Raw genomic sequence first — 25,172 nt, 5'->3', positions numbered from 1 at the left:
GGGGGTCAGTTTCAGGCTGGCCAGACCCCCGACGGGCAGGATAAGATTCGACAGACGATCAAACCGGAGCGGGTGCAGATGATCAGAGGCGTGACGGCGGTGCTCATTACCGGGGTGGTCGCGGGCCCCGCGCTGTCATGGGGCCAGGTTACTCCTCCCGGCGCGCCGGCGCCGGCGGCCCCACAGGTTGCGTTGGGACCGGCCGTCGGCAGCGTCGCACCCGACTTCACTCTGCCCGGCGCCACCCGGTATGGGCTCCTTAGAGCACCCATCCGCCTGTCCGATTACCGCGGTCAGACGGTTGTCCTCGCATTTTTTTTCCAGGCGCGGACAAAAGGCTGAACAGTCCAAATGGAGGCGTACCGTGATCAGTACGCCACGCTCTTCAACAACGGCCGGAAAGTGGTGGTCATCGCGATAAGCGCCGATGCGGATACGACGCTCGCATCGTGGGCGGGGGAGCAGCACTTCCCGATGCTGTTCGGAAGCGATGTTGGGGGAAAGGTCGGCGCTCTCTACGAGACCTTCGACGCAAAACGGAACCAGGACACACGCTCGCTGTTCGTCGTCGATCCAGCGGGGAAAGTTGCTTACGTCACGAGGCCGTTCCGGGTTCTCGTACAGCAGGCGTACACCGACCTCGCTGCAGTCGTCGACAAACTCGCGCCGCTGCCCGCCGACACAGTCAACTAGAATCGCGACCTGTCCAGTTGCGCGTCGCGAGTTTACCGTCCTCGCGCGACGGGATCACCGACATCTGAAAACCTTTCTCGAACGCTATCCGGAAGCGACGAGGGGATCCTTCTTGCACGACGAAGGACGAACGTGGCCAGGATCGTATCGGATCCAGCCGACACAGCGCCTTGAAGCACCGAACCTCGTGCGGCTAGAGTGCTTTTCTTATCGCGGCCTCGAGATTCTGATCTCCGCCTAGCCCGGTATAGACGACCTTTCCGGCGCGGTTCACCACAACGATGTATGAGGTCGCGGGCGCATCGTAGGCATCAGCTGCCTTGCCCTCCGTGTCGAACACTATCAGGTGCCTGAGCCCGTGCTTCTCGCTGTATGCCTTTACCCGCGCGGGGGTCTGATTCACAGAGACGGCAACGCCGATGAATTTCATTCGGGCGCGGTACTTTTTCTCGGCTGCAAGCAGCGCCGGCTCGAGATTCCGGCAGTTGGAGCACCACGTCGCCCAGAACTCGAGGAATATGGCCGTCTTGCCGACGTAGGCGCCGATATCGACAGGCTTGCCATCCAGTGTGCGGACGACCGCTGCGGGGGCGCGCTTCCCCACCTCGATGCCGAGATCCTGCGCGGCAACGGGGCCGGCGACTGCGACGGCAGCAAGCGCGATCAACAAAGAAGAAGTTCCACGTCTCATCATGACTAAGTAATAGTCCGTAGTCCGCAGTTAGTTTCCCAATCCGCAATCAGTCAGCAATCAGCAATGCAGTTGGCCCGCAATCCTGGATCCGCACTCAAAAGAGAAGCTTGCCCATCTCGATCAGATAGTATTCCGCAACGCCGATCATCACGAGCGCGAAACCCCGCTTCACCCATACCATCCAGATTCCCGCGCGAGGTAATCGAGCTGCCACGCCGCTGAACAAACCCACCGCGACAAGCAAAGCGCACATACCCAGCGAGAAGGTGAACAGATAGAGAAACCCGAGCCCGGCGCGCTTTGTCATCGTGACCCAGGTCAGAACCGCAGCCATCACGGGTGCCGAGCACGGCGCGGCGACAAGTCCCGACGCAGCGCCCATGATGAAAGCTCCTGAGAATCGGCCGGCCGTACCAGCTGTGGCAGCGCGGTTGAGCAGCGCTGTCGGAATCGGCAGCGGGACTACGTCAAGCAGTATCAGCGCGCCGATGACCAGCAGGTTCGCCATGCCGAAGTACAGCCACGGGTTGGTGCTGATGGATCCGAAGATCGTTCCCGTGAGCCCGGCGATGACGCCGAGCGTAGCGTACGCGAGCGCCAACCCCACGACATAGGTGAGCGTCAACAAAACCGTTCGCGATCTTGACGGCGCCGCCTCTCCCACTGCCTGGCCGCCGACGATCGCCGCGGTGATAGGGATCATCGGATAGATGCACGGCGTGAGGCTCGTGAGCACGCCGGCGATAAAAAGTACCGGCAGCGCGATGAGCGGATTGGTGGAGAGCTGCCCGGTGATGCCCGCGAAGTCCATTGTCAATAAGGTAGCGCAGGCTCTGTTGCCGAACACGAGGCTGATGCGGCTCCGCCGATGCGCACCTTAGATTTCCGATCCATGAGACGCCTCTGCAGGTTGTTGACGTGTGACCGAGCGCGCCGAATCGCGAGAGCGGTCGCTGCGATCTCGTTGGCGACGCTTGCACTTCCCCTCTCCGGCAAGGCGCAGCAGCGCGACCCGCTCGCAGGGCTCGAGGCTTACGTCACGAAGGGGATGCAGGACTGGAAGATCCCTGGCCTTGCCGTCGCGATCGTAAAGAACGATTCGGTCATTTACGCCAGGGGTTTCGGCGTCCGAACTCTCGGGCGGCCCGAAAAGGTCGATGAGAATACGATTTTCGCCATCGCGTCGGACACGAAGTCGTTCACGGGCGTTGTCCTCGCAATGCTCGCCGACGAGGCGAAAATCCGGTGGGATGCTCCGGTCACGACATATCTCCCATGGTTTCGTCTCGCTGACGACTACCTGACGCGCGAGCTGACGGTGCGCGATCTCCTCACGCATCGAAGCGGGTTAGCGCGCGGTGATCTCTTATGGACCGGCGGCATGCCGTACTCGCGCCAGGAGCTCCTCCGGCGCGTCCGCCACCTCAAGCCGTCATGGAGCATGAGATCGCGTTACGGGTACAGCAATCTGATGTACGTCGCAGCCGGGGAAGTCGCCGCCACTGTCGAGCGGAAGCCATGGGACGATATCGTGCGGGAGCGGATCTTCGTGCCGGTCGGCATGAATTCCACCAACACCAGCGTGAGCAACCTCGCAAGTCTACAGAATGTCGCGACGCCTCACGCCGACGTCGACAGCGCGGTGCGCGTTGTCAACTACACCGACACCGACAACATCGCCTCAGCCGGTGCGATCAACTCCAGCGTCGCCGACATGGCGAAGTGGATTCGCTTTCAGCTCGACAGCGCGCGTGTCGGAGGCAAGCGTCTCGTCTCCAAGCGCAATTTCGTCGAGACGCACAGCGCGCAGACGGCGATGCGGCTCGATTCGGCGTATCGCGCGTTCAATCCCTTCACTCACGTGCGAAGCTACGCATTCGGCTGGAACGTCCTCGATTATCGCGGCAGGGAGATGCTCTCCCATGCCGGAAATCTCTCCGGAATGGCGGCAATCGTCGGTCTTCTACCGAAGGAGAAGCTTGGCATCGTAGTTCTCTCGAATCTCGAGGGGAACGCGCTGCGCGAATCGCTGATGTACAAGGTTTTCGATCGCTTCCTCGGCGCGCCCGAGCGTGACTGGAGCCGTGTGGCGCTCGTCGAGAGAGCATCATTCGATTCCATCGAGGCAAAGAATCTTCGCGAAAAGACAGCTCGGCGCGTCGCCGGGACGAAGGCATCGCTCCCGCTGGCGCGCTACGCACGCGCGTATGTCGATAGCCTGTACGGCAGAGCGGAGGTGCGTCTGGAGAACGGACATCTCGTGCTGGCGCTCGCGCCGAAGCAGATTGGCGATCTCGATCACTGGCATTTCGATACCTTCAAGGTGACATGGCGCGATCATCGCGACGGCTGGAACCTGGTTACGTTCGCCTTGAACACCGAGGGAAGCGTTGACATGCTTCGCGCCGACATCGGCGGGCTCCCGGAAGAGTGGCCGGTGATGAAGCGGCTTCCGGATCCAACCGCAGCTCAATCCGCAAACAGGCAATGACGGCAGCGAACACCAGACAAACACCGTCGCGCGGAAGCGCCGAGGCGAAAGCGGCGCGGACGAGAGCCGCCGCAAAAAAAACGGCGGAGACGCTGGAGGAATACACTCCGTCCTATCGCGCCGCCGGTATCGCGGCGCTCGCCGTGTTCGCGCTGTACTTCATCACGATCGCGCCGTCCACAGCAATGTGGGATACCGGCGAATACATGGCCGCTGCAAAGGTTCTCGGGCTTCCCCATCCTCCCGGGAATCCCTTTTTTGTCCTTCTCGCGAATGTTTTCGGCCAGCTGCCGCTGCCGGGAAGCTACGCGCAGCACATCAATACGATGGCGGCCGTCTGCAGCGCCGCGTCGGCCGGGTTCTGGTTCCTTGTCACGGAGCGAATTCTCGCCGGCTGGCTGGGTAAGGGGTGGCAGCGGCTGACAGGTGCCGCGATCGCGACACTCATCGGCGCCACGGCGTTCACGGTCTGGAATCAGAGCGTTGTGAACGAGAAGGTCTACACCGTCTCGCTTCTGTTCTTCACGATCGTGTCGTGGCTGATGATCTCATGGACCGACGACCCCGACGCACCAACCGCCGATCGCAAGCTCATACTCGTCGCTTATCTCCTCGGGCTCGGCTACGCCAATCACCCGGCCGGACTCCTCGCCGGGCCCGCCGTCGTGTTCGCGATTCTCGCAAGGCGGTGGCAGACGTTCCTCCGATGGAAGCTTCTGGCAGTCGGGGCGGCTGTACTTGTCCTCGGAGTAACCCCATTCATCTACGTACCGATTCGCGCGGCGCACTTCCCGGTGCTCAACGAAGGGGAGCCGACGGGATGCGAGACGAAACTCGAAGCCTCGTGCACATTCACCAGTCTCACGAAGCAGCGCTTGATGGACAACATCAATCGCGAGCAGTACGGGGAAAAACTGGAGCGCGGCGCCCCCTTTGTCGCGCAAATTCAGATGTGGTGGACCTACTTCGAGTGGCAGTGGCTGCGCGATCCGCACAACGAGCGGGCAGGCCTGCGGGCTCTGTTCGCCGCACTCTTCCTCGTACTCGGTCTCATAGGAGGGTACGTCCACTGGTCGTATGAGCGGCGAACTTTCTGGTACTTCGGGCCGCTGATGTTCACGCTGACGCTCGCGCTCATCTACTACATGAATTTCAAGTACGGGTGGTCGCAGGCGCCGGAGCTGGGCGACTCGGTGCAGAGAGAGGTGCGTGACCGCGACTACTTCTACATATGGAGTTACTCCGCCTGGGGCGTATGGGCGGCGATCGGCCTCGTCTACATCTGGCAGTCTGTGGCGCAGATCATCGATCGCGATCCGACCGACAAGCCCGATTCTGTCGGCTACGCAAGCCGGCGCGCGTGGCTGCTGGCCACTCCGCTGCTGCTGCTCGCGTGCGTTCCTCTGGTGGGCAACTGGCGTGCTGCATCGCACCGCGGTGAGACATTCACCGCCGACTGGGGCGCCGACCTGCTGAATTCCGTCGAGCCGTACGGAATCATCATCACCAACGGCGACAACGATACTTTCCCTCTGTGGTACGCCCAGGAAGTTGAGGAAGTGCGACAGGACGTTCTCGTTCTCGTCACGTCTTATCTCAACACCGACTGGTTCGTGCGCCAGATCATTCGCCGCCCGGTTAGGCCGTACGATGCGGCGAAAGGCCCGGCGATCTACCGCGGCCGCGAGTGGCCCATTCCCAGGGGTCCGCCGCTCAAGATGACGCTCACCGAGGCGGATTCGATTCCGCCGTACTACGAGGTTCGCGAGCCACAGCAGTTCCAGCAGCGCAATCTCATCGCGACGATTCAGCCGGGTTATCTCACGCGCGATCAGATAGTGGTGCTTCGGCTCATCAAGGACGCCTATCCGGAGCGGCCGATTTATTTCTCGACCGGTGGCTACGGTCGGGCCCTGGGTCTGTCGAACTACACACTGCGTCAGGGGCTCGCGGAAAAGCTGGTGGAAGTGCCCATCGTTCCGGGGAAGGATACGGTGCGCGTAGCAGACGGTTTCATCGACGTGCAGCGCTCGCTTGCCCTGTGGAACATCTACAAGGCGCCCGCAGCCCTCATCAAGCGCGGCGACTGGGTGGACCGTCCATCGTATGGGATTCCATATACCTACGCGGTGACGGGGATCGTGCTGGCCGACGCGCTCCGGACGCAGGGACGAGCCGCCGAAGCCGAGAAGATCATGGGGACAGTTGCGGGCATCGCGAAAGCCGCCCGGCTCGATGACATCCTCGCCAGTACCGCGCCGGGCGGATAGAAATTTCAGAAACTGACGCCGCGTTCGCTTTGAGGATTTAACGCCTCGAGAGAATCTCCTCGAACAAAGCCAGCGCTCGCGGGTCTCGCGATTGGCCCAACCAGAACAGAGCCTTTTTTCTGATCTCCGGATCGCGATTCGTTCGCGCGATGTTGATCAGCGCCGGAACGCCCTCGCTGCGCGGGCGCTGCGACAGCGCGAACACCGCCTGCTCCCGAACGTCACGGTCCACCGCCGCGTCACCGGTCAGAGCCGCGAGATTCGACGTTATCGCTTCGCCCGCTGTCTGGCTGAGCCAGAAAACGGCCTGCGTCCGGATGCCATTGGGCCGTGACTCGTCGCGCGCCACGCGCAGAAGACCCTGCCATATCTCGACGCTGTCCGCGAGAGTCATCGGGACGATCGCTTCGCTCCCGACTTTGGTCGACGCAGTATTCGCAACCGACATCAGATAATTGACAGCCTCACGAGTTGAAACCGGTCCGATACTCGTGACAGTGCCGACCGCCGGACGCCAGCGGCCGCCGACATAGGTGCGAATCCTCACCACCTGCCCACCACTCTTCGTGACCACTACGCGGACGGGACTCTTCATGCACTCTTCGGTGTACTCCACGTCCTCGGACTGATCGGAATCCCACGACATCCGGTGGTTGTGTCCGCGAGAGACATAGTTCCCCGTCCCGCACAGGTCCGGCCTGGGCGCGAATTCGAGCCGCACCTTTCCGTTGGGCGCATCGGCTATGCGCCGCGCGAGCGACTGTGCATCGGCCGTGACGGCGGTGAGGATCACAACCCCACCGGTCGTCAGGAAAGCGCGTGCGCGCATCATCGTAATCATCGTTTAGTCCCTCAGCGGTTGATCAGATCGAGCAGGAACTGCTGCACGCGCGGATCGTGCGACTGGCCGAGCCAGAAGATCGCCTTCTTGCGCAGCTCCGGATCGCGGTCGTTCTTCGCAATATCGAGCAGCTTGTCGACCATCTTCGAATCCTTGCGCTGCGAGTAGACGAAGATCAACTGCTCGCGCATCTCGGAGTCTGGAAGGCTCGAGTAGAGACCGATGAGCTGATCGGCCGAAGCCGCACCCTGACCGGCCCAGAACAGCGCCTTCTTCCTGAGCTCGATGCTCTCTCTCGTGTTGCGGGCGACGTCCAGCAGCCACTGGTCGTTGCCCACTCCGCGCTGCTGCGAGAGCGAGAACAGAATCTTTTCCTTCACCTCGTCGCTTCGGACACGGGGGTAGAGCGAGCGGAGGAATTCGACATTCTCCGAAGACCGGCGCTGGCCGAGCCAGAAGATTGCCTTGCCGCGCAGCTCGTCCGACGCGTTCTCGCGGAGCGCAAAGTCGCGGAGGAACTTGGCGGCATTCGCGCTTCTGTGCTGCGACAGGGCGAAAAGAGCCTTGTCCTTCAGCTCGTCGTTGCTCGACGAGCCCAGAATCTCCTGAAGCATCGTCACTGCACGTTCATCAGGAACCTGCGAGAGCCAGAACACCGCCTGCTCCCGCACTTCCTGATCGGGATCGTTGCGCGCGATTCCGAGAAGGATGTCCGCTGTCTCCGGCGTTCGATTCTGCGACACCAGGAATACTGCCTTCCTGCGCAACCCTACCGAGCATGCATCGCGACGCTCCAGAACCTTCTTCAGGATCGGCATAGCGCGCTCCGCATCCATCTGAATCAGCGCGTTGAGCGCCGCAACGCGCTCGTCATCGTCGTCGTCCGCGGACGGGCAACCCCGTCGAGCCGCGCGAATAGCCTCCGCGTTTGCTGCGCCTGCGACTGCACCAGCCACGGCGCCTGACACAGCTCCCGCAACCGCGCCACTGACCGCGCTCGAGATCGCCGAGCTGACTGCTCCCGACACCGCGCTGGTCACAGCCCTCGCAACTTCGGCAGCGCAGGCCTCGTCTCCCTGCCGGGCAAGCTCGCCACAAACGCGCGTGCGCAGCGCCTTGGCGTCGCTTCGCCTGGAGAGATCCGGGTACCGGCTCTCGATCAGCGACAGCGAATTCAGCGCGCTGTGCAGTCGCTCTGAGCCGCCGATGCGATACTCCGAAAACGCGAGATAGTACAGCGACTCGCCCGCATACGCGGATTGCGGGTACTGCGCGTAGATCCGCCTGAATATTTCGGCGGCCTTCTTATAGTCGCCTTTCCCGAGCGCGGCACGAGCCTCACGGTAAAGCGAGTCAGCCGGATCCTTCGCTGCCCACGGTGCCGGCGCCATCACCGAAAGCGACGTAGCCTTTGCCGCCGCAGCATCGCGGCCGGGCTTCTCGCCGCGTGGAGCAGCCTTGTCGGTAGTCTTCCCCGCGCCGCTCATGAAAAACGCCGCGGTGACGACCATGAATGCTGTCTTCATCATCTCTCCCTATAGTCCTCTCGTTGGCCCCGCGGGAATCGCGGTGCGCAAGCGTGTCATTACCTGTCCACTCTGAATGCTTCCTTCAATCAGCTCGCGGTCCTGCGCCGCAGCACCCGGCGAGAGCTGAACTATCTGCGCCAGCACGAGCTCGAGATCGCCGAGCAGTCTGGCGCGCTGCGGATCGTCGGCCGCCGGTGAATCCAGCAGCAGACGGGTGTTCGACAGCAGGTCACGCGCCCAGGTAGACAGCTGCGCGTCCATCCTTGCATCGCGCGAATCGGTTCTGAACGCCGTCAGCAGCGCTTCAGCATTCGCGAGGTGACGATTGGCGGCCACCTGATAGGGGCCTTCCGGCCGAACGGATCCAACGGAGCCATAGCCCGATCCGGGCGGGAGATCATCGGAGCGAAGCGTCGTGCCTGCGCCTCTCCGGGTCGTGGTGCTGCTCCGAACCGTTTCCGATCCGGCCCGAGGAGTGACGCCCGCGACCCGAGTCTGGGCCGTTCGCGCAGGTGAAGTCTCGCGAGCCGATTCGATTTCGGGCGCCGACTCGATCTCGGGCGTCGATGCGAACTCGGGCGCCGGATCGGTGTCGATTCGGGCAACGTCAGCGGGTGCCGGTGCAACAGTTTTTTTGACGGATTCAGCAGGCGCACCGCTCTCCATCGACCACCGGCCAATTCCAACACCGGTCGCAACGAGCAGCACTGCTGCAGCCACGGCGCCGATCCAGCTGTAACGCGCGAGCGGACGATGCGTCGGAGAAGCGACAATCCGCATCGGGCGCACGGCCCGCTCGGCTTGCGCCTTCTCGATCGCCGCCCACATCTCGTCACGAGGGACGACTGCTGGTGGCTGGTTGTACTGCTGCGCCGCTTTCTGGAGCAGCTCGTCAAATCGGTTGTCGTTACTCATCATGAAACCCACTCCTCTCGGAAATCGGCGAGCTGTTCGCGAAGCTTTGCGCGCCCCTGAAAGAGACGTGTCTTCGAAGTCCCGGCGGGAATGCCGAGTGCCGCTCCGATTTCGTCGTGTGTGAATCCTTCGACATCATGCATCAGGAAAACCGTTCGGTACTTTTCGCTCAGCGAGTCAACGGCCGCCTTGAGCCGCGTTTTCAGATCGGGATCGGCCTCACGCCCCGCGGTGCCAAGGCCGTGGGCCTCTTCGATCGGGACGTTCCGCGCGCGCATTTTCTTGACGGTGCGAAGCCCGTTGAGCGCGACGGAAACGCCTATCGAGTGAAGCCACGTCGCGAACGACGAGTCGTGCCTGAACTCGGCAATTCGCTCAAATGCGCGGATGAACGTTAGCTGAGTGAAGTCGCGGGCAAGCTCGTCTTCGCCAGCCAGGCGGTAGGCGAGACGATACACGCGGTCCACATGGCTCTCGTACAACTCGCGCTGTGCCCGGCTTTCGCCTGCAATCACGCGCGCGATCAGTTGTCGTTCGTCCACCCGGCCTCGGCTCTCATCGGTGATTCGAAGCGCCGTCATTTGCCCCTGTAGACACGGTAAGCCGCAATTTGGTTCTGTCGAGGGCTCGACTGCGGACTAGTCAGCATCCGTGCGCCTGGGCCGCTGGCGGCATTCCCCTGACTCCGCTAGCACTGCGCACGCTGCGTCAGCGGAATGCCCCCAGCGCCCCCGTCTGCCAACACTCCAATGCCCGGGTGCGCCCCTCTCCTCTGCGAAATTGCTCGGCCCCGTGGGTTAGGGCTCCGAGAGCGTTTCAGCCTCCGTCCCGCCGCGGCCGCGGTGACGCAAGCTCCCCGTGAAGTCGCTAACGCGCGGGAGAATAGCGACACGCCTGCTTCGGGAGGCATGCCGGGAGGGCGGTTGTGAGGGGGTTCGCCCGCGGAGCGTACACAAGCACCGAGGAGACCGACGGCTTTCGAAGCCGCGGCTCCAGGAGGGAGCCGCAGCGGAGAGTCGGGCTCCGTAGAGTGCGCAGTTGTTAGCGGATGCGGCTGACCCCCTCACAGGCGCCCGAGGCGCAATAAAACCCTAAAAGTCGAGGTGATTCCAATTTGCAATCGCGTTCAGCGCCAAAGCGAAGGAGCCTTGAGACTCCCACCGCCAAAGCGGGCGGATGCTGAACAAGATCACGTGACCCTTCCCCACGGGGGCATCCACCACCGCGGGTTTATTGTTCAGCTCATCCCCGTTCGCAAGCAGGCCTGACACGAGAAGCGAGTCCACCTTCTCGTGGAACTTGAGGATTACCTTCGCCCTCATTCTCTCTCGCTGTGCATCGATCGCCGGGCTCCTGCCTTCCACCACGATCGTGTCCCTGGCGGCAACCGTGAAGAGCGGCGCCTGATTGAAGTACACGGGGAACGAGCTGCCTTCGTACCCGTAAAGAACCGGACTCGCCTTTGCCACCGGCTGCGCGCGGAAGATTGCACCCCGTGCGTTGAGCCGAGGCGTTGTTGCGAGAGTGACGCTGGTGTTGAATCCCATCTCAACGGGCAGCCGGCTGGTATTCCCGCTCGCGAGCAGCAGGCCGCCACGCTCGACGAATCTCCTGAGCGTGGCCAGACCCTCGAGTCCCATGCCGGCGCGTATGTCATCCGTCTCGTCCCACTTCCCGAGGTTCGGAGTGGCCGCCGTCTTTTTCCAGGGAATCGGCGGCCCAACCATGGGACGCCCATTGAGCAGCGTCGTCACCGCTCCGCTCACGTGAGGGAAGACGACAACATCGAAGCGGTCCAGGGTGCCGGCCCGCCTGAGGTCCTGGTCGGAGATATATGTATATGGTATGCCCATCTGGTCGAACGCGAACCGAATCCATCCCTCGTTCTGCGTTTCGATCCACGAATGCAGAAGGGCAGTTCGGGGAACGTTGATAAGGTGCTTTCTGACCGAGGGCACACTCGAGACTGCTACAGCATTGAGCCCCAGCGCGCTCACCAGGTCCCGCGCTTGTGACGACGTATTCTCGATGATGAATGTGCCGGCCGGATACGTCGTACCACCGACGGTGAATGTCGCCGCAGCCGCACTCGCGCGCCCGCCGCGAAGCTTCCAGGGAAGCACCGCTGACCGCCAGTCACCGAGGTGCTTGACGATGAGCGTCGTGCCGGTGCCCACCGTACTCCCCGCCACCGTCGCGTTCTGGGTAATGAGCTGCATGGGCCGGGTGAAGATCGTCGAGTCTGTAACCTTTATCGTCTCCACGTGCCGAAGTGCATCCATAGTCCAGCCCGTGTCGTCGTAAGGAGGCGGATCGTCGGCCTTGAATTTCTGGATCGCCAGCAACGTCCTGACCGTGGCTGAGTAAGGTTGATCGAGGCGAACGATCCAGTCGCCGGTGCGAACCATCACCGGCGTCGATCTGGCGGGAGTTCGAGTCGGACGCGTGACACTGTCGCCGGCTCGCGTGATGGTATCAGTGGCGCGGCGGAGAGTGTCCGTTGCCGGAGTCTTCTCCGGCGCGGCCTTCAGCGCCATGTCAGCAGTCGCGACATGGACCTCCGCTCCCTGCGCGCGGAAAAGATTGACCATGTCTGCCGCTTCGGCCGCGTGTCGCTGGTTCCGGGGAATAACAAACGCATGCGGCGCGGAATTGCGCCCGCGGGCGATCATGCGCTCGGCTTTCGCGACGTAGTTCGTGAGGAATGTCTCGCGATGATCGGCAACGTACCGCAATGCGATGAGCGAGCCGGATTGCTGGAAGTTGATGTTGTTCCGGATGCACCAGCGGATGCCGTTGACCGGCGGATTGGAACGATCCCATCGGCGTGTCGTGTCGGCTGTGGGCAGCTGCACCAGGCGGCACCCGGCACCTGACGACGTATACGTCTCGTAAAAGCGACCGATCGAGTTATGGAGATTGGCTACTGCGAGAAGCGTGTAGTTTGGCGCCCACCCGTCATAGAAGCCGTGTGTCCAGATGCCTGGAAGTCCCCGGCGAGTGAGCTCGTTGATCTCCTGATAAGCGAGCGTATGCCATTCGTTTACGACTATCGGGTCGTACTCATCGTTGTAAGGACCCGTGCCGGTGCTCGTATACAGAAATGGCACGGATTCGTGAAGATCGTGCACCACCACGGGCTTCCAGTGGAGAAAGCCGGCCATGAAGTTCTGTGTGAGCTTCTGCGACAGCACCATTCCGTCTCGGTTGTTGTCGTGCGCGGTGTATTTCCCCCAGTAAATCAGCGGAGCGAAACCGGGCCCGAGCTGGAGAGCGCGCCCCTGCTTGTCCCAATCGACCATGCGGTCACGACCATCCACTTCCGTGACCGGGGTGATCAGCGTGATGACGTTCGAGCGAATCGCGCGCGAGTTGTCCGACTCGTCGACGGCAAGACGATAGGCGAGCTCCATCAGCATCTCGGGGCTTCCCGTCTCCGGCGAGTGGATCGACCCGCTCAGCCAGTAGATGGGCTTCGCTTCGCGGATGAGTCGCGCTTTCTCCACTGCGCTAAGTCCGCGCGGGTCGGCGAGACGCGCCAGCTGCGTGCGATAGGTCTCGAGGTTGGCGATCGTGCTCTCGTCGGCGATCGCGAGCAGAATCATCTCGCGACCCTCGTCACTCATCCCCAGCGAAAACAGTTTCGTTCGTGGCGATGCAGCGGCGATCGCCCGGAAATACCGATTGATGTCGGCGACGTATGACAGACGTCCGAGTGTACCCGGCACGTACCCGAGAACTTTGAGCGGCGACGGGACGGTGCTCGACGCCGGCAGGGACTCCACGAGATCGGTGTTGAATTTCCAGACTCGATCGGTCGTGGTGAGCTCGCGGATGCGCGCGGTGTAAGCGCTGTCGACGGGTTGCTGAGCGAGAGCCGCTGGAAGCGCGCTGACAAAGGGAATGACGGAAAGAATGACGCGGACCAGTCTCATGTGATGTGCGGTTTATTGGGAGGGATATGAAATCGAACGGTCAAGTTCGCCTTCAGCTAGAAAGCTCCCGCTGCAAAGCTCAAGCTACCGGCACGTGCGGTGCTGTTAACAGTCTCAAGTCGGCGCCGGCGCCGGACTCCGCTGAAGGCGCATGACGAAGAACACTACGGTAAGGATTCCGAGCATCACGGCCAACGCCATGAACTCCCGCAGAGTAGAGCTGCTCATCAGCCAGACGATGATGGCCGACGCCAGAATTGGAACCACAGGCCCGCCAGGCACCTTGAATGGAACTGCTCCGTCCGCGCGCACATCGCGCCGCTGAAGCTGAATTGTCGCCAGGCAGCAGGCGAGATATACGAGGAGCGTCAGCAACACCACGAAAACGGACAGGGACGCAAACGTTCCGGTGAGCGCGAGCAGCGCACAGATCGCTGCGTGAAGAGCGATCGCCACATGGGGCGTGCGGTAACGATCGTGGACGAGTCCAAAGAATCGAGGGAGAAGGCCATCGCGGCCGAGTGCGTACGGCATGCGCGGCCCGGCCAGCATGTCGCCCGCGACGTAACCGAATGTCGAGATGGCTGCTCCAAGCAACACGAGCAACTCGCCACCCCGGCCAAGCACAACCTTCGCCGCCGCCGCCAGCGGCGATTTCGTGTTGGTCGCGAGCTCAGCGCCCAATATTCCCTGCGTGACGATCTGCAGCGCGATGTACAGGATGGTCACAATCGCCAGCGCCGCGAAGATCGATCTCGGTACGGTTCGCGCTGGATTGCTCACCTCCCCGCTTGGGGTCAGCGCGGACTCGACACCCATGAAGGCGAAAATGAGGATGACTGTGGCGCGCGCGGTTTCGCCTGCACTTGGCATTCCCGGCCAGGCGAGGTTGGCGCCGCGAACTGCGAACAACCCGAAGCCCACGAGAACGAGAATCGGGATGAGCTTCCCGGCGGTCACGGTCTGAACGAGTCCGCTGCTGAGCTTTACGCCCCGGATGTTGGTGAACGCAAGCGACGCGTAGAGAAGAAGAAGTACCGCAGTGCGCGCCACCGGCGTCTGGAGCGCGGGGACGAGCTGGCCGAGTGAGTCGATGAAGACAATGGCCACAGAAGCGCTGGCGAGTACCATCGACATCCAGAGTCCCACCGCCACCATGAACCCCACGTACTGCCCGAACGCAACCTCGGCGTACGCATAGGTTCCGCCGGAGAGCGACACGCGGCTTCCTGCGTCTGCGAAGCAAAGAACTATCAGCCCCATGGCAACGGCGCAGACGACGTATACCATCGGAGCCGCGGCACCGACGGTCGCAGCGACCAGCGCCGGAAGCACAAAGATTCCCGCCCCGATCGTATAGTTGATGATCCCGGCGGTGAGACCACGGAATCCGACGGCGCGGATCAGTCCCTCTTCTTTCACCTGGTGTCCTGTTTCACTGTGAGTCGCGCGTTGGCATCCGCCTGCGCGCGAACGCGGATTGCGTCGCGTCGCGCGTTCACCGAAAGAGCCTGAACCCTTTTCACGTCGGCTGAGAGCTTGACTCCCGGCGCCAGCTCACGGTTGAGGCCCTTCGAGAGCTGGTCCGTCCCTTGCTGAACTATGTCGCCCACCGACCACCTCGCGTGCGAGCGAAAATAGTCCCGAACCTGGTCGTGCTTCAGCCATTCGAAGCCGCTCACCAGAAGATTCGCCGAGCCTGCGTCGTAATCGAGATCGGGGACGAACAGCTCGTTTCTCGCCGGATCGTATTTCGGAGTGCCGATGAAGTAGATGCGGCCCGAAACCGTGCCGCCAAACTCCAGCTCGAGGGCAAGCCGTCCCCCTCCGATCCCGAAGAGTCGTACGTTCTTCACAACGAGCGTCTGTCCCTTCCCCTCGACGATCTTGCCGACAAGCCCCTTCTCCAGCAGGCGCGTCGCGAGCGCGTAATCGACGACGCCCTCCATCAGGATGTGAAGACCGTCTCCCACTGCGGCTGGATAAAGCGGAGGAAGCGGAGTCTCGACCGTTGGCGGCTTTCGGCCGGTAACGACGCGAGGGGATGCCGAGAATCCGAGCGCGGTGACGAGGGTGCGCTTCACGCCGACGGTCTCGCCCATGCGGACCGCGCTCGGATTGAGCAACAGCCAAACGCTGTCCGTGAGCGGAATCGGGCGTTGCAGCAGATGCCACCAGCCTTCGAAACGGCTCCGGATATCGATGGATGCGATCTTCTGGTCGACCAGCCCACGCTTGTCGTTCAGAAGATTCCGCGTCGCCTCAATCACCCGGCCGGTAACACTGATGTTGAAGACCGTCACCCGGCATTTATCCCTGTTGGCGCTGCTGTACGGCTCGACACCGGCGATTCGCGTCTTGCCGCGGAGCCTCCACCCCTGGGTGAGACTGAGCGCCGACGTGACCTGGATTCTCGCGCGCGGTCTCACGCCTTCCGCGCCACAGGAGCCGCTGACCTCGGGGACAACCGGTGCCTTGTACCACCCTCTGCCGGCGTAATGAATCACTGCTGTGAGGTGCGCGACCTGCCCGTCGAGCGAAACCTTGAATGGGTCCCGCACGGCCTCGAACGCAACGCGCATTCGCGGCTGCCCGGGAACCGCGTGTCGCTCGTTGAGGTTGCCGAACTTCTTCGGCACGGCGTTCTCGAGGGCCTGAACGACGGGCGAGAGATCGTACGTCAATGGAATGTCGAGAGTGGACGTCGGCAACGCCGGGAGCGTGTCGACGTCCGCCGTAACAGCCGGTGCCGGCGCCTCCAGGTCGAGCTTGTCGCATGCGGCCAGCAGCGTGGCGGCAAGGATTACGGCGGGGACAGGTAGTCGCACGGCTGAAACGTAGCAGCGGGCCAGCGCTTCGCTATCTTTGCTGCACGACTCACTAACCGGAGCTCACATGTCTGGCCTGTTGCTGCTCATCATCGTCGTCGTCGTCGCGTTCTTCGGAATTGGAGCATACAACAAGCTCATCTCGCTCAAGAACCAGGTACAGAACGCGTGGAAGCAGATCGACGTTCAGCTCAAACGCCGTCACGACCTGATCCCGAATCTGATCAACACAGTGAAGGGCGCGATGAACTTCGAGCGTGAAACGCTCGAAGCAGTCGTTGCGGCACGCAATACCGCAATTGCCGCGTCAACTTCCGGCAGCGTTCCTGCAACCTTGGCCGCGGAGACGCAGCTCACGGGCGCGCTCAGCCGTCTTCTCGCCGTTGTCGAAGCGTACCCGGACCTGAAAGCAACCGGCAACGTCGCTCAGCTGCAGGAGGAGCTCACGGCGACTGAGAACAAGATTGGCTTCTCCCGCCAGCTCTACAACGACACAGCGACGCAGTACAACACAGCGCAGCAGACTTTTCCGACGATGCTTTTCGCGGGAATGGCGGGTGCGACTCAGGTTCCGTTGTGGGAGATCACCGATGAGCTCGAGCGAGCGGTGCCGCAGGTCGATCTATCTTCGGGTCCTCCGCGGCAATCACTTCAGGGGAAGGCCGGCCAGCGGTCGCTCGAGTCACCCTCCGACGCCGACGTGTGACTTGTGCAGCCGGGAATGGATCGTACCATCCTCGGCGCGCTCTAAGAACTCCGAGAGGGCGGCACGATCGCCGTGCAGCAGCTGCGGCTGCACCCGCTCGAATGTCGCCCTCACCCTGGCGGGATCGAACGTGCGCGCCTCTTCCCGGATGCGCTCGGCCAACAGCTCCGGATCGTTCTCGTAGACAACGAAATTCGACGAGTATTCGGGCTTGCGAGGGCCGTACACGCTCTCACTGATCCAGTGTGAGGAGGCCCAGTACGTGTCGGGCATGTATATCCTGCAGCCGCACGCCTGAAGCTCGCATACCGGAAGGCCGAAGCTTTCACAAAAGGCGAGGAAATACATGGACGAGCGCCGGTAAACCTCGCGGATCTCTTTCATGCTGTACCGCCCTTCGAGGACAACGTAGTCGACGCCGGCGAGCCTCAGCGCATCGAGCTGGACTTTGCGGTAAGCGAGATTCTGTTCGCCGTGCCGAATGAAATCCACGAGAACGGAGAATTCTCCCCCCTGATCGGGATAGAGCGATCCGTCGTCGAGATCGAGGCCGATGAGGGAGTATGGGAGCGGGCCCGGCGGCAGGCGAAGCTCGCGCTCGACCGACCCCATGAGATACCAGTCGTATCGCTCGAGGCCGTAGGAGCCCCTGTCGAAGATGCGGTCCGCCCCGCCTCGAATTGCCGTTTTCTCCCCACGCAGGAGAAACCGGGCCCAGCTGTTCAGCGTCGGCAGAAAGACCATGTCGTAGTTGACCACCGGAACATTGGGCAGCCGCTCGCGTAGTGTCTCAATGTTCGGGAATACACCCTTGGCGAAACTGGCAGGTACGTGGAGGACGACAACAATCAGATCGGCATCGCCCACCCGCTCGACGAATTCATCGAACGCGCGTCGGCTCGGAATGAGTCGCAGCGTCGAGCCGGCGATCGATCGCAGCGAGGTGGGATCCACCGACCGCCGGAGGCCGAGATGAGCGAGCCCGTCATAGTGCATCACAGGCTCTGCGCCGCACGCCTCGAGCATGCGGAAGAGACCTTCGGCAAGGGGACGGACATAGCTCGGCCGATCGTCCGCGAGTATCGCTACTTTCATTTCATTCAGTTCGAGGTGAGGCTACAATGTTGGGGGCAATGAGCGAAACCGGGAGTGCGGTCACTGCCGACCTGTCAAAATACCGCGGCGGCCGCGGGAATCTGTTCGCCCAACAGGAGGCGAACAGGAAGGCCAGCCGCCGCCTTGTAGCGGGATTTATCATCTTCCTCGCATGGCTGGGCTTCGGCGGCGACCTCATCTGGTACCTGTGGTCGTCCGGTGCTGCCGGAGAGCGAGCCGCTCAGGGTTTGCCCCCCTCGGTGCACATGTTTCCCGGACTTGGCATCCTGCTCCTGATGATTGCCGGCGGAATGGCATGGTGGGGATACCGGTTCGGCGCAACGACGCTGGTCAAAGCAACCGGGGGGCGCGAGCTGACCGAGCCCGCAACGGAAGCGGAGCGAAAACTCGTGAACGTCGTGGACGAGATGACGATCGCTTCAGGCGTGCCGCGTCCGCGGATCTGGCTCATTCCTGAGCCGGCCCCCAACGCGTTCGCAACCGGCGTCCATCTCAACGATTCCCATATCGCCGTCACCGAAGGACTTCTCGAAACGTGTACGCGTGACGAGCTGCAGGCGGTGGTCGCACACGAAATGGGTCATGTGGCGAATCTCGACGTTCGGCTGATGACGCTCCTGACGGCGCTGGTTGGAGGCGTCGCCGTGGTACATGAGGCAGCATTCCGGTGGATGCGCTTCGGCGGCGGCCGCTCGCGGTCACGCTCGAACGGCGACAGCAAGGGCGCGGGAATTCTCGTGATCGTGCTGCTCGTCGTCTGGATAATCAGCTGGGTGATTGCGCCGCTGGTGACACGCTACATGGCGATGAGGGTCGGCCGCTCACGCGAATTTCTGGCCGACGCCATGAGCGCCCAATTCACGCGTAACCCCGCCGCGCTGGCGGATGCTCTCGTCAAGATCGGGGGATCAACAGTGAAGCCGAAGGCAATCCCCAAGAGCTCGGCGCAGCTGTGCATCGTGGATCCTTTCCACTCTCTCTGGGATGAGAAGGAAGGGCGGCTGGCGAATCTCATGGCGACGCATCCGCCGCTTCGCGACCGGGTCGCCCGCCTGCGCGTTATGGCCTATCAACCCGAGTTTGAATCCACCGCTCCGCCGGCGACTGCAGAGATATCGTCCTGACTGCAGCCGTTCAGGGAATCGTCTCCAGCTTCCATAGTCCGTTCAGCATATCGGACGCATAGAGCTTCGTTCCCAGCGCCTGAACTCCCCATACGAAAACAGGCGAGCCGGTACCGGTGAGCCCCTGTGCAACCTCGCGTCCAACCTTCCCCAGATCGCAGCGCCCGAGGCTCTTCATCGCGGAGCTGCATTCTCCAAGATTGCCGCGAACGTTGAGCGCACGCACGCCTCCATTGTAAAAGGCGGCGAACAATACGCCGCGGCTCTCGTCCGCCGAAAAGTTGTGCGCGCCCGCTCCGGCCACGCTGTAGACGGCGACTTCCCGCGGATTCGCGAAATCGGAAACGTCCACGACGTGGACGTCGCCTTCCGAAGACGATCCAATCGACCCCGGCCCTTCTTCACCTACGAACGCGTAGCGCCTGGTCCCGTCGGTCTTGTCATGGAACCACCAGATGTTGTGAGCCTGGCCGCCGACAGTCCTCACGTTGCCGAGCAAGAGGGGATTGGCGACGGTTCCGCCTTTTCCACCGCCCCCGATGTCGAAGATCGACATGCCTTCGGTCCATAGCGCGGCCATGAGAATTCCATCGCGCACGAATACATCGTGCACATACGGGTCTCCCATCACCTTCGAGAGTACTTGAGACGGCGCCGCTGGATTGGTGATGTCGACAACCACCAGGCGGGCGGGCGCATCCTTGCCGGGATCGACGCACAGAAAAGCGTACAGCCTGCCGTTCACCCGCTGCACTTCGGCAGTGTGTACGCCCGGATCGGTATTCGCGTTCGTGAATCGCGAGATGAGCTGCGGCTTTTTCGGATTCGCCAGATCGTAAATCACGATCGACCCCGGAGCGAATTCCGTCGCTACGACGAGAAGCTTGCCGTCATCGGACGCCTGAATGTCGCCGAGCGTGAATGCGTCCGCCACGATCAGCGAATCGATGAGAGCTGGAGTCGTTCCCGAAACGTCCCAGATCTTCACGGCGTTCCCGACGGATCGGACGTCGTTCACGACGCGCGAGCCCCACGTGGTGGTGTAAGCGACGTTCCCGACGACCCAGAGCTCCCCGGTGAAGCGATCGGGGACAGGCCCGTTACCCTCGGTGCGAAGGGCTACCGCCGAAATCGGAGGAGGAGTGCCATCGCCGTCGTCCGGATCGGTGGGCGAATCGTCGCACGCCGTCAGTGCGGCAAATGCGCTAACGGTCGCCAGGCAAAAGGATGCTCGCATTCTACGGAATAGTTCTCAAGGCGACTCGCTTTCTCTCAGGGTGGGACAGTATTCCAACACCGACATGGGCGCGCGGTTCCGCCGAAACCCAGGCGGATCAAACCCATCCTTAGTGCGCGTGCCGCACGGCTGCACCGTACGTGCCTGTCCGTCGATGAATTGTTCCAGCTGAGATCGTCATTCCGGCGGAGTAGCTCCACAGAGTATTCGAGCCGTAGAAGTCCCTCGAAACGAAAGCCGAGGGCGTGGCGAGGTCGGTCACATGCTGCCGGCCGATCTCGATGAATGGCGTGAGCGCTACCGAGCTCGAGCTCCACGCCCTTGCGCCGAGTCGCACGGAAGCCATGTCCCACCGCGTCCGGCCGAGGATGCTGAAATCCGTCGCAGGGCGCTGAGTCCGAAAGGGATCGCTGAGCCGCTCTTCCTCGGGCCGTTCCGTCCGCTCGAGTCGTGCGGCCACTGCGAGCCACCCGCGAGCGAGCTCTCCTTCGGCAAGCATTGTCGTGAAACTGAAAAATTTTTCCCCTGCGTCGTAATCGGCGCTCCGACCCCATTCGACAAGTCCATACCGGCGCCACGTCCTGACCGTGTCATCAGTCGTCTGCATCGCTGAATGCAACTCGTGATCGTGTCCCACCGGCCGCTCGCCCTCTCTGCCGGGGAGTGCCCGCTCGTCTGCAAATCGAAGTGAGACATTCCACTTCCGCTGATCGAGTCCGCCTCCCCCGTCGAGCTCGGGAGACTTCACCCTCGCATGACTCGCCTGCACCTCCAGCCCGACCGCAGGGAACACCGTTGCACGAGCGGACCACGAATCCCATAAGCGGTCCGAATTCGGCCAGTCGCTCGGCGAGACGGGCTCATCGCCATTGAAGCGCGACGTTTCGAACAGCAGCGGGCCCTGTCTCACCGCAACTGTTGCCAGCAGACGCTCGACGATTTGCGCGATGTGATGATTCGCCGGGTATTTCACGAACGGCCGCACCATCGGATCGTCGGTTCCAAATGCGACGAACCCTTTCCCTGCCGCCAGAGAGAAACGCGTTCGCTTCAGCGTCCCGACTCCGCTTGCGACAAGCTCGTGCAGATACGTGTGCGGGTGCCTGCGATCGACGTATCCCTCGCCGTGCATTCCTGCATCGAGCTCACCTCGCTGCAGTGTGATTCCCTCGAAGTCGAGCATACCGTGAACAGCGATGCGGCTGTCCAGCGCCGAGAGCATACCCATCACCATCGGCTGAGTCAGGTATCCCTCACGAAGAGTGCGATTCGCGTATGCCGGCGACGCCACTGTGAGAAGGCCTGTCGCCTGGGCGCCAAGGGACAACACGACCGGCGCATCAGCGCTCGAGTCCGGTGAATCATGGCCCGGGGGATGTTGAGCCTGCGTTGCGGCGGCGAAGAGTTGAGCAGCTCCGGCCGCGAAGCGAATCCACCAGGCACTCACAGGTTTCCGCTGGGCGCGCGAACAACCTGAGCCAGCTCCTCTCTCGGCGAGGGCGTGCTCGGCGTCGGGTCTTCTCCCGGATTGATGAACAGATCGTGCTCGAGGCCGTACTGCCTGTCGTAGAGCTGACGATACCGGCCGCGCATCGCGATGAGCTCTGTGTGCGCTCCGCGCTCGACGATCTCACCGCCCTCGAGCACGAGTATCTGGTCAGAGCTCTCGATTGTCGAAAGTCGGTGAGCGATGACAAAAGTTGTACGCCCGCGACGCAGCGACCGCAGCCCGTCACGAATCATCGCCTCGCTCTCGCTGTCGAGGCTCGATGTGGCCTCGTCGAGCAGCAGAATTCTCGGATCGGCAAGAATCGCCCGGGCGATCGCAATCCTCTGACGTTGTCCGCCGGAAAGCTTCACACCGCGCTCGCCGACGACGGTCTCGTATCGAGCGTCGAATCGGTCGATGAATTCATCGCAGTGAGCTATGCGACTCACTTCGCGTATCTCTTCGTCGCTCGCATCCGGGCGGGAGAATGCGATGTTCTCGCGGATGGTTCCGTCGAAGAGGAAGTTGTCCTGAAGCACGACGCCGAGCTGGGACCGGAAATCCTGCAGTCTGACTGAAGCGAGGTCGCGGCCGTCGACGAGCACACTTCCGCTGTCAGGCCTGTGGAACGCCATCACCAGCCCGATGAGGGTGCTCTTGCCCGATCCGCTCGACCCGACCAGCGCGGTTGTGGAACCCTCCGCCGCCCGGAATGAAACATCCCGCAGAACGGGTACCCCGGGCACGTATGAAAACGTCACATGGTCGAACTCGACAGTACCGGCAACGTCGCCGAGCGGAGCGCGTGCCGCGTCGTCGCGGTCTTCCGTGCGCATCTCGCGGATCTCGCGAATCCGGTCGAGCCCAGCAAAGGCTTCCGTGATCTGCGTGCCGATGGACGCAATCTGAACGAGCGGCGCGGCGACCATGCCGATGAAAAAGATGTACATGACGAAGCCGCCGAGCGTCATCGTGCCGGCGAGAATTGCGTTTCCGCCCACGATGATCATTATCACCCCGATCACGCCGACGATGAGCGTCGCCCCGGCGCCGACGAGCGACGTGGCCGTGAGCGTGCGGGCAACGTTGGCGAACAGTTTGTCTATTCCTTCGCCGAAGATCCGGTCTTCACGCTCTTCCGCTACGTAGACCTTCACGATCCTGATACCGCCGAGCGATTCGGCGAGGCGCCCGGTGACATCGGCGTTCAGCTTTCCACGGTCGCGGAACAACGGTCGGAGCCTCGCAAAGGCGGCAGCCATCATCCCGCCAAAAGCAAGCAGGATGACGATTGTTATCACAGTCAGCTTCCAGTTGAGGTAGAACAGGACGGCCAGAGCGATCGCCGCGGTGACCATTCCTCCAGTCAGCTGTATGAGTCCCGTGCCAACGAGGTTCCGCACTCCTTCAGCATCCGTCATGATGCGCGAGATCAGCACGCCGGTCTTGGTCGAATCGAAGAAGGATACCGGAAGGTGAAGCACGTGGGACTGAACGGTCTTCCGCATGTCGGAGATGGCCCGCTGCGCGGCGATGCTCACGATCTGCGAGAGCGCGTACGCCGCGACAGCCTGGATCAGCACGGCGAGGCCCGCCGCAACCCCGAGCGGCACCAGCAGATCAGCGCGGTTTTTCCCGAGGACGTCGTCGATGAGGTATTTCGAGCTCGCGGGAAGCACGAGGCCGGCGAGTCGATTGACGAGCATCAGCGCGAGGCCGATGGAAAGCGAGCGCCTGTGCTGCCAGACGAGCTCGCGCGCCTCCGCCCACGCCCTGCTGTAGTTGATTTTCTTCGACGGTTCAGCAGCCATGATGTGCGGAATCTAGCGATCCTGTCTCACTGAGCGAAGGAGCTTGCGCTCACATGAGCCGCGCTGAATTGTTCGAGCACTTCTCCTACACATCGAATCACATGCCGACTACGTCACAGTTAATACGATCAATCGCACTGCTGCTGATCGCTTCTCCGTTGGCCGCTGCTGGGCAGTCGCTCTCGCCCGCCGAACGCAGGATGCAGAGTTACGTGGAGCAGCACGTTGCGGAGCAGATCGCGTTTGTCGGGCGGGTGGTCGACATCGGCTCCGGCACGATGAATCACGCCGGCGTCCGCGCAGTGGGCGAAGAATTCGCGCGCGAGCTTCGTTCACTCGGATTCGAGACGCGCTGGGTTTCGCTCCCCGATTCAGTGAAGCGCGCGGGTCATCTGTTCGCCGAGCACAAGGCGCGCAAACCGAGGAAGGGCCGGCGGCTGCTCCTTCTCGGCCACCTCGATACGGTGTTCGAGGGCGAGGGGCAGAAATGGACAATACTCGACGACTCCACGGCGAAGGGCGCCGGCTCGAGCGACATGAAGGGCGGCGACGCCGTCATTCTTTATGCACTGAAGGCCATGGCGGCAGCCGGAACGCTCGAGGACACCGACATCATTGTGGCCCTGATGGGCGACGAAGAGCTTGCGGGCGAGCCATTCAGCGTTTCGCGGGCCGCCCTGATCGACGCCGCAAAGCGGAGCGATGCGGTCCTCGCATTCGAAGAGGATGCCGGCAAAGCGACGGTCGCGCGCCGCGGGTGGAGCTCGTGGCTACTCACCGTGAGCGCCAAGCCGTCGCACTCACAGGGAATCTTCTCGGCGGCCTCAGGCTACGGCGCGGTTTACGAGGCCGCGCGCATCCTCAACGCTTTTCGTGAAACTATGGCGGGCGAGCAGTACCTGACATTCAATCCCGGCGTGATCGTTGGCGGAACGAACGTGGCGTACGATACGACACTCAATTCTGGAACTGCCTCGGGGAAGCTCAACATCATTCCGAAGACAGTTCAGGTGCAGGGCGACCTGAGGTTTCTAACGCTCGAGCAGCTCCACAAAGCACGCAGCCGGATGCGCGAGATCGTGGCTACGAATCTCGCGGGAACTTCGGCGGCTATCACATTCTCAGTGGAGTCGCCACCAATGCCTCCCACTCCCGGTAACTATGCGCTTCTGGCGACGCTGGATACCGTGACGCGCGCGTTGGGCATGGGACCGACCGAAGCGCTGGACCCGGGGCTTCGCGGCGCCGGCGATATCTCATTCGTCGCGAGCTACGTCGACGCGCTTGACGGTCTCGGACCGGTTGGCAATGCGGGGCACACTCCTGACGAGACGGTCAACCTGAAGTCGATTCCTCGAGCGACCGTGAGAGCTGCTGTACTGATCAACCGACTCGCTCATACCAGGAAGGCATCTGTGCGCTAGCCACAGAATCACAGAAGCACAGAAGGCATCACCTGCTGTTTTCGGCGTCGATTCGCAGCCGTTTTTTCT

The 25,172-nt window shown here is 62.3% G+C and carries 20 protein-coding genes; 7 read left to right on the top strand and 13 right to left on the bottom strand.

The genetic code is table 11. The features are described from left to right. Nucleotides 1–78 precede the first annotated feature (78 nt). The gene (locus tag VES88_08435) at nucleotides 79–342 is read left to right on the top strand and encodes a hypothetical protein (protein ID HYN81515.1); all 264 of its coding nucleotides are present in this window, start codon (nucleotides 79–81) and stop codon (nucleotides 340–342) included. Nucleotides 343–351: 9 nt separating this feature from the next. Beyond that, nucleotides 352–693: a redoxin domain-containing protein gene (locus VES88_08430; GenBank protein HYN81514.1), complete on the top strand. Its 342-nt coding sequence runs from the start codon at nucleotides 352–354 to the stop codon at nucleotides 691–693. 193 nt (nucleotides 694–886) lie between these two features. On the opposite strand, the gene VES88_08425 is transcribed toward VES88_08430, so the two are convergent. Together VES88_08425 and VES88_08420 are read right to left on the bottom strand one after the other, a co-directional pair. Beyond that, nucleotides 887–1,387 carry a TlpA disulfide reductase family protein gene (locus VES88_08425; GenBank protein ID HYN81513.1) on the bottom strand — a complete coding sequence of 167 codons (501 nt, stop codon included), beginning with the start codon at nucleotides 1,385–1,387 and terminating at the stop codon, nucleotides 887–889. A 94-nt stretch (nucleotides 1,388–1,481) separates the two neighbouring features. Further along, a complete protein-coding gene (locus VES88_08420; GenBank protein HYN81512.1) occupies nucleotides 1,482–2,198 on the bottom strand; it encodes a cytochrome c biogenesis protein CcdA in 717 nt (238 codons plus the stop codon). A gap of 153 nt (nucleotides 2,199–2,351) precedes the next feature. Here VES88_08420 and VES88_08415 point away from each other — a divergent pair, with 153 nt between their 5' ends. After that, nucleotides 2,352–3,878 carry a serine hydrolase gene (locus VES88_08415; protein HYN81511.1) on the top strand — a complete coding sequence of 509 codons (1,527 nt, stop codon included), beginning with the start codon at nucleotides 2,352–2,354 and terminating at the stop codon, nucleotides 3,876–3,878. Beyond that, the gene (locus VES88_08410) at nucleotides 3,875–6,148 is read left to right on the top strand and encodes a DUF2723 domain-containing protein (protein HYN81510.1); all 2,274 of its coding nucleotides are present in this window, start codon (nucleotides 3,875–3,877) and stop codon (nucleotides 6,146–6,148) included. Before VES88_08415 ends, VES88_08410 begins: the two co-directional genes overlap by 4 nt. A gap of 37 nt (nucleotides 6,149–6,185) precedes the next feature. On the opposite strand, the gene VES88_08405 is transcribed toward VES88_08410, so the two are convergent. The 7 genes from VES88_08405 to VES88_08375 form a co-directional block, all read right to left on the bottom strand. Continuing rightward, a complete protein-coding gene (locus VES88_08405; GenBank protein ID HYN81509.1) occupies nucleotides 6,186–6,989 on the bottom strand; it encodes a HEAT repeat domain-containing protein in 804 nt (267 codons plus the stop codon). Nucleotides 6,990–7,000: 11 nt separating this feature from the next. Then, nucleotides 7,001–8,515: a HEAT repeat domain-containing protein gene (locus VES88_08400; GenBank protein ID HYN81508.1), complete on the bottom strand. Its 1,515-nt coding sequence runs from the start codon at nucleotides 8,513–8,515 to the stop codon at nucleotides 7,001–7,003. A 9-nt stretch (nucleotides 8,516–8,524) separates the two neighbouring features. Beyond that, nucleotides 8,525–9,436 carry a hypothetical protein gene (locus tag VES88_08395; GenBank protein ID HYN81507.1) on the bottom strand — a complete coding sequence of 304 codons (912 nt, stop codon included), beginning with the start codon at nucleotides 9,434–9,436 and terminating at the stop codon, nucleotides 8,525–8,527. Beyond that, nucleotides 9,433–10,014: a sigma-70 family RNA polymerase sigma factor gene (locus VES88_08390; protein ID HYN81506.1), complete on the bottom strand. Its 582-nt coding sequence runs from the start codon at nucleotides 10,012–10,014 to the stop codon at nucleotides 9,433–9,435. Before VES88_08390 ends, VES88_08395 begins: the two co-directional genes overlap by 4 nt. Before the next feature lie 510 nt (nucleotides 10,015–10,524). Next, nucleotides 10,525–13,368 carry a M14 family zinc carboxypeptidase gene (locus VES88_08385; GenBank protein HYN81505.1) on the bottom strand — a complete coding sequence of 948 codons (2,844 nt, stop codon included), beginning with the start codon at nucleotides 13,366–13,368 and terminating at the stop codon, nucleotides 10,525–10,527. 114 nt (nucleotides 13,369–13,482) lie between these two features. Next, a complete protein-coding gene (locus tag VES88_08380) occupies nucleotides 13,483–14,790 on the bottom strand; it encodes an amino acid permease (GenBank protein ID HYN81504.1) in 1,308 nt (435 codons plus the stop codon). Continuing rightward, nucleotides 14,787–16,196: a DUF4403 family protein gene (locus VES88_08375; GenBank protein HYN81503.1), complete on the bottom strand. Its 1,410-nt coding sequence runs from the start codon at nucleotides 16,194–16,196 to the stop codon at nucleotides 14,787–14,789. Before VES88_08375 ends, VES88_08380 begins: the two co-directional genes overlap by 4 nt. Nucleotides 16,197–16,263: 67 nt before the next feature. Here VES88_08375 and VES88_08370 point away from each other — a divergent pair, with 67 nt between their 5' ends. Further along, on the top strand, nucleotides 16,264–16,902 hold the full coding sequence (locus VES88_08370) for a LemA family protein (GenBank protein ID HYN81502.1): 639 nt from the start codon (nucleotides 16,264–16,266) through the stop codon (nucleotides 16,900–16,902). Here VES88_08370 and VES88_08365 read toward each other — a convergent pair. After that, nucleotides 16,879–17,997: a hypothetical protein gene (locus VES88_08365; GenBank protein ID HYN81501.1), complete on the bottom strand. Its 1,119-nt coding sequence runs from the start codon at nucleotides 17,995–17,997 to the stop codon at nucleotides 16,879–16,881. The genes VES88_08370 and VES88_08365 overlap by 24 nt on opposite strands. 26 nt (nucleotides 17,998–18,023) lie before the next feature. Between VES88_08365 and VES88_08360 the strand changes: the two genes are divergently transcribed. Continuing rightward, on the top strand, nucleotides 18,024–19,142 hold the full coding sequence (locus tag VES88_08360) for a M48 family metallopeptidase (GenBank protein ID HYN81500.1): 1,119 nt from the start codon (nucleotides 18,024–18,026) through the stop codon (nucleotides 19,140–19,142). A 10-nt stretch (nucleotides 19,143–19,152) separates the two neighbouring features. Here VES88_08360 and VES88_08355 read toward each other — a convergent pair whose 3' ends face one another. The 3 genes from VES88_08355 to VES88_08345 all read right to left on the bottom strand — a co-directional run bounded on the left by VES88_08355 (nucleotide 19,153) and on the right by VES88_08345 (nucleotide 23,679). Beyond that, nucleotides 19,153–20,379, bottom strand: a complete 1,227-nt coding sequence (locus VES88_08355) for a hypothetical protein (protein HYN81499.1) — start codon at nucleotides 20,377–20,379, stop codon at nucleotides 19,153–19,155. A gap of 109 nt (nucleotides 20,380–20,488) precedes the next feature. Next, nucleotides 20,489–21,826: a hypothetical protein gene (locus tag VES88_08350; GenBank protein HYN81498.1), complete on the bottom strand. Its 1,338-nt coding sequence runs from the start codon at nucleotides 21,824–21,826 to the stop codon at nucleotides 20,489–20,491. Beyond that, nucleotides 21,823–23,679 (bottom strand): ABC transporter ATP-binding protein, encoded by a 1,857-nt coding sequence (locus VES88_08345; protein HYN81497.1) that lies wholly within the window; start codon nucleotides 23,677–23,679, stop codon nucleotides 21,823–21,825. The genes VES88_08350 and VES88_08345 overlap by 4 nt, the downstream gene beginning before the upstream one ends. A 53-nt stretch (nucleotides 23,680–23,732) precedes the next feature. Here VES88_08345 and VES88_08340 point away from each other — a divergent pair, with 53 nt between their 5' ends. Next, a complete protein-coding gene (locus VES88_08340; GenBank protein ID HYN81496.1) occupies nucleotides 23,733–25,103 on the top strand; it encodes a M20/M25/M40 family metallo-hydrolase in 1,371 nt (456 codons plus the stop codon). Nucleotides 25,104–25,172: the final 69 nt, after the last annotated feature.

It is taken from the genome of Gemmatimonadaceae bacterium (assembly GCA_035633115.1).
In the GTDB taxonomy this organism is placed as follows: Bacteria; Gemmatimonadota; Gemmatimonadetes; order Gemmatimonadales; family Gemmatimonadaceae; genus UBA4720.
Note: the sequence above shows the minus strand (reverse complement) of the source record. Positions and strands in the feature narration are given on the sequence as shown.